This is a genomic window from Mesorhizobium helmanticense, from assembly GCF_003034915.1.
GTDB classification, from domain to species: Bacteria; Pseudomonadota; Alphaproteobacteria; order Rhizobiales; family Rhizobiaceae; genus Mesorhizobium; species Mesorhizobium helmanticense.
This window is the reverse complement of record NZ_PZJX01000101.1, coordinates 1-4,893: the sequence shown is the minus strand read 5'-3', so window position 1 is coordinate 4,893 and position 4,893 is coordinate 1. Positions and strand designations below refer to the sequence as shown.

Sequence of the window (4,893 nt, the reverse complement as noted above, 5' to 3'; positions counted from 1 at the left end):
GGGTGGCTGATTCAAATGGTTGCCATCAGTTGGCTGATGGCGACCATTTCGACATCGGATGTGATGGTCGCCTTGGTGCAGGCTTCGACAACCTTGCCCACATTCCTTCTGTCAATTATCGCCGGCGCCCTAGCGGACAATTACAGCCGCCGCAATCTCATGTTCGCTGGCTGGTGCGTGATAGCATTGTCCTCGACGATGCTGACTGTTCTTGCAGGTCTCGGAATTTTCAATCCATGGATGGTTCTTGCATTCAGCTGTTTGGCCGGAGTAGGCGCCGCTTTCACCGACCCCGCCTGGCACGCGTCGGTTGGCGATATCCTGCGAAAGCGCGATGTTCCGGCCGCCGTCACGCTTATCTCGGTCGGATATAACGCCGTCCGAAGCATCGGTCCCGCTCTCGGTGGCGTCGTCGTTGCTTCCTTTGGCCCTTTGACGGCTTTCGCAGTGGCGACGCTTACATATCTGATGCTGCTGTGGACCATAGGGCGCTGCAAATGGCATGTTCGCCCGTCACCGCTGCCGAGTGAACCATTGACCACGGCGATCCATGACGGAGCGCGCTTCACTGCCCTGTCATCCGAAATCAAGGCAGCAATTGCCCGCGGTGCCCTTTTTGGGCTGACGAGCATCTCTATACTAGCGCTCTTGCCTCTCGTCGCCCGCGATCAGCTGGGGGGAGGGCCAGTCGTTTACGGCATCCTGATGGCCGGCTTCGGGACCGGCGCCTTGTTCGCCGGCATCTGCAACAATATTCTGAGACGGAGGCTGTCCCAGGAACGTTTGACGACACTGTCGTGCATCGCCTGTGCGGCTTGTTGTCTATCGCTTGCTTTCACCCCCTCGGTGGCGGTGGCGGCTATCGCGCTGGCGCTCGGCGGCGCGGGCTGGGTCGTGACCTGGACCGGGCTGGACGTAAGCGTCCAGTTGGCGAGTCCAAGGTGGGTCGTTGGTCGCACGCTCTCGATCTATTATGCCCTTTCATCCGGCGGCATCGCGGCTGGCAGCTGGCTGTGGGGTACGGTGGCCGAGAGCTATTCGCTGAGCTCGGCTCTGGAGCTTTCAGGTGGCGCGCTGCTGCTGGTCGCTGGCACCGGCTTCCTGCTGCCCATCCGTCAATGGAAAGATTCCGATCAGGCTCCTCTTGGCTTCGAAACGCCTCAGGTTGCCCTGGATTTGAAGCCCCGAAGCGGGCCGATCGTCGCCAAGATCGAATATTCAATACCCGAAGCAAATGTCGAAGCGTTCCTGGAGCAGATGCTGGAAAGGCGGCGAGTACAAAGCGGCGTTGGTGCGCGATACTGGAATCTCCAGCGCGACCTCCAGCAGCCTTCGCGTTGGACAGAAACCTTCCGCACCCCGACCTGGATGGACTACCTTCGTCTGAATCACCGCCTTACGGCAGCCGACAAGGAGTTGGACCAGCGTCTCCTCGCATTGCACCTGGGAGAGCTTCCTCCTCGAACCACGCTTGCGATCGAGCGGCCGACTGTAGCTGGCCGCAAGCGGGACCAATCGATGCGGTTCTTTTTCCGGCGTTGACATCCGTCCAGGCGTCCGCGCTGGTGAGACAGGATGGGTTGGAAACGAGCCAACGCTCTCACCATCCGTTTTGCAGATCGGCTTCGATCCATTCGGGTGGTTGCCGAGCCGGCATACTGGGCGGCTCAGACGTATCCTTGTCGGAGAGATTCCTCGGCACTCGAGCGTCTTGCAGCGCGTTGCGCTCAAGCTCACCGGCACCTGTTCGGTGCGTTCCCAAACAGAGCAATGGCTTTTCGCGCCGCAACCCCGAGGTGGGCTTGTAATTTTCGTTTTTGCTGGGTTTAACTCTACGAAATATGAACAGGATCGGCTTCACGGCCCGTCTGGTTCGCACTGGCCACAGAGGAATACACAGATATGGCGACCGGAACAGTGAAGTGGTTCAACAGCACCAAAGGTTTTGGCTTCATCCAGCCCGATGACGGCGGTCAGGACGTTTTCGTCCATATTTCAGCTGTAGAACGGGCTGGACTTTCAAACCTCGTTGACGGGCAGAAGATCAAGTACGAGATCGAGCAGGACCGCCGTAGCGGCAAGTCCTCCGCAGGTAGTCTCAGCAAGGTAGGCTGATTTTCTCGTCGGACCCGCAGAGCGCGAAGGATAAGTCAAGCCGAAGGTACCATCGTCATTCGCGGGGCGTATCGCGACGGACTCTCTTATACGAGACGATCCTGATGCGTCACGCAAACGGTGAATCACGAACGCTCTCGCCGCAAACCCCTTCCGCCCGGAAATCTGCCCCGGTTACGGCTCTCGGCGTATCCCAGAGTTGGGAGAAGCTTCTGCCAGACTACAACTGTAACCTCATATCGGTTTAGCAGGTCAAGCGTCGGTGGTACCCTGATTGGGTAGCTTAACGACTTTGGAGGCCGAGCAATGGATCGCGATAACAAACGGGCACGCGCAGCTGCAAGTTCATCCCAGGACGTGGGGAATCGCAGTACCCTCCGTGACCTTCCATACGGACCATTGACCGATGTTGCAGAACGGCTGGTAAGCGCTAACCCGCGCGATACAGCGCGAAATCTTGGGACCTTCAAAGAACTCGGGAGGCGAGAGCGCATAGCCGTTCGGGGCACTCAAACCGAGCCAGAAACTGACCTCGCGAAGTTTGAAACGCGGACCAATCAGCTTGGACGATCAGCCGTCGATCTGGGGGATAAATTGACTGCCGGGTTGGGACACACCCCGGATGAAGTAGCATTGGAGCAATTCAGAGCAGTCAGTAACGTGTCTCATTACCTTCGGCCAGAGACACAAGATAGTATTGTTAATCGCATTGGCAACATGGACCCACCTTCGCAAGCTATCGGAGCGCTTTACGCTGCGCAAAACTTCAGCAAGTTTAACGCTGAAAATAAAGCTCGCATTTTTGATCAGGCCGCTGAATTGGCTACCGATCCGGATGGCCACGTCAGGTCGACAGCATCCAATGCTATGTACGCGATGTATCACCAGTTAGATCCAAATCAACAGGCCCAAGCTCACTCGATTCCCGGCATGCAAGACATCTTGCCGCAGATGCCTCCTCCGCGGCATGCAGCAGAGGAACGCAGTGCGGATCTGGACGCCCACATAGCAGGTATTGGGGCTGCAGTCCGTGATACAGTTGGCCCGCAAACCTCCCACGAACAGCTGCAGCGGGGTGGTCAAGTCGGCCGGGACATAAGCCACTCCTACAATCACGCCCGAGAGGATCTAATGGAGGCCAGGAGAAGCAGAGATCGCACCGGCCGTTGAGGTCTCGGCCATGGCAGTAACGCTTCCTCTCCCGAATTCCGTTCACGGCCTTGCTGTTTCCAATTCGCTGGCCGTCGACGTACCTGCTTCGTGAAACTTTCAAAATCCACGTCTGCCGGGTGGCGCGATTCAAGCATCGCACCACCCGCTGCGGCATCGATCTGTCGAGCGTCGGCATCGCGCGACCTCCGGTTCGGTGTCAAAAGCAAGCGCAGCATCAGCACGGCTAATTCGGCCATGGAACAATGTCTTCTACAAAAACGACGTCCCCCAACATAGCCATTAGCATCGCGTGCTCACTCGCCTTGGGGTTCTGTGCGGCAAGTCTGTACGCAACCTTCCGCCACGGGGGTAGCGGCGAGGCTCTGATGGCGTTTGATGTCCGTGCCTTTTGGTTTGAGACGCCCTTCTATTTGGGTTTCGCAACCCCCGTTTTCTATCAGGGCGCGGCTATCGTGCTCTCGACGTCTGCGGTTGTCTTGCTGATTCAGCAGGTCGTATTGCGCCGCAAGCTCGAACATCACGGGACCGCTCGTTGGGCTCGAGTGGATGAAATGCGACGCCCGGGATATCTGCGACGATACCGTGGCGTGACAGGACCGGTCTTCGGGAAGACGAGTGGCCCTTCATGGCCTGGCTATTACCTGACCAATGGCGAGCAGCCTCACAGCCTCATTGTTGCGCCGACCCGCGCTGGCAAGGGTGTCGGCATAGTCATTCCAACGCTACTTACATTTAAAGGCTCTGTGATAGCTCTGGACGTCAAGGGCGAGCTCTTTGAGCTCACATCGAGGGCGCGTAAAGCCGCAGGCCACGAAGTGTTCAAATTCGCGCCACTGGATTCAGAGCGGCGCACAAACTGCTACAATCCACTGTTGGATCTCATAGCACTGCATCCACAGCAGCAATTCACCGAAGCCCGCCGCTTGGCCGCGAACCTGATTACGGCCAAGGGGGAGGGGGCGGAAGGTTTCGTCAGCGGCGCGCGAGATATCTTTGTCGCGGGGATCCTTGCCTGCATCGAGCGGGGCACGCCAACAATCGGCGCCGTCTATGATCTGTTCGCTCAGCCGGGGGAGAAGTTTAAGCTCTTCGCGCAGCTCGCCATGGAGACCCGGAACAAAGAGGCACAACGCATCTTCGACGACATGGCGGGGAACGACACGAAAATCCTAACCTCCTACACGTCCGTGCTCGGCGATGGCGGGCTCAACTTGTGGGCGGATCCGGCTGTCAAGGCGGCTACAAGTCGCTCGGACTTTTCGGTCTATGATCTTCGCCGTCGCAGAACGTGCATCTATCTTTGCGTTGGTCCGAACGACCTTGAGGTGATCGCGCCTTTGATACGCTTGTTTTTTCAGCAAATCGTTTCAATTCTACAGCGGTCGCTGCCCCGCCAGGACGAAAAGCACGAGGTTCTCTTTCTGCTCGATGAGTTCAAGCACTTGGGGAAGCTGGAGGCGATCGAGACCGCAATTACGACTATCGCGGGCTACAAGGGGCGTTTCATGCTCATCATCCAAAGCCTTTCGGCACTAACGGGGGCTTATGGAGAGGCTGGTAAGCAGAATTTTCTCAGCAATACCGGACTGCAAGTGTTCATGGCCA

General features: G+C 57.7%; 4 protein-coding genes. All 4 read left to right on the top strand.

The genetic code is table 11. From position 1 onward, the window contains the following. On the top strand, window positions 1-1,542 hold a 1,542-nt coding region (locus tag C9427_RS33435; RefSeq protein WP_245437296.1), incomplete at its 5' end, for an MFS transporter. Between the two features lie 360 nt (window positions 1,543-1,902). Beyond that, window positions 1,903-2,115, top strand: coding sequence for a cold-shock protein (locus C9427_RS33430; protein ID WP_027056331.1), 213 nt, complete (start codon window positions 1,903-1,905; stop codon window positions 2,113-2,115). Between the two features lie 306 nt (window positions 2,116-2,421). Beyond that, window positions 2,422-3,285, top strand: a complete 864-nt coding sequence (locus C9427_RS33425; RefSeq protein WP_107653178.1) for a hypothetical protein — start codon at window positions 2,422-2,424, stop codon at window positions 3,283-3,285. A 245-nt stretch (window positions 3,286-3,530) separates the two neighbouring features. Further along, window positions 3,531-4,893 (top strand): type IV secretion system ATPase VirD4 (virD4, locus tag C9427_RS33420; protein WP_107653177.1); only part of this gene is annotated, 1,363 nt, incomplete at its 3' end.

Excerpts from the sequence above, each read along its gene's own strand:
- C9427_RS33430 (WP_027056331.1), top strand. The coding sequence starts at position 1,903 with ATGGCGACCGGAACAGTGAAGTGGTTCAACAGCACCAAAGGTTTTGGC.
- C9427_RS33425 (WP_107653178.1), top strand. The coding sequence starts at position 2,422 with ATGGATCGCGATAACAAACGGGCACGCGCAGCTGCAAGTTCATCCCAG.